General features: G+C 49.5%; 1 rRNA gene. It reads left to right on the top strand.

The features are described 5' to 3' along the window. Positions 1-303, top strand: a 23S ribosomal RNA gene (locus tag GEV01_RS30585); the annotation flags it as partial.

Genomic DNA, 303 nt, shown 5'->3' with positions numbered 1-303 from the left:
ATAGGTATGCAAAGCGAACGCGGCGAACTGAAACATCTAAGTAGCTGCAGGAAAAGAAATCAACCGAGATTCCCAAAGTAGTGGCGAGCGAAATGGGAAGAGCCTGCACGTTTTAGCATGACGCATAGAAGAATCCTCTGGAAATAGGAGCCATAGCGGGTGATAGCCCCGTATTCGAAATGCGATGTGTGGAACTAAGCGTGCGACAAGTAGGGCGGGACACGAGAAATCCTGTCTGAATATGGGGGGACCATCCTCCAAGGCTAAATACTCGTAATCGACCGATAGTGAACCAGTACCGTG

Origin of the sequence: Rugamonas rivuli, from assembly GCF_009380165.1 — a bacterium.
Classification (GTDB): Bacteria; Pseudomonadota; Gammaproteobacteria; order Burkholderiales; family Burkholderiaceae_D; genus Rugamonas; species Rugamonas rivuli.
Note: the sequence above shows the minus strand (reverse complement) of the source record. Positions and strands in the feature narration are given on the sequence as shown.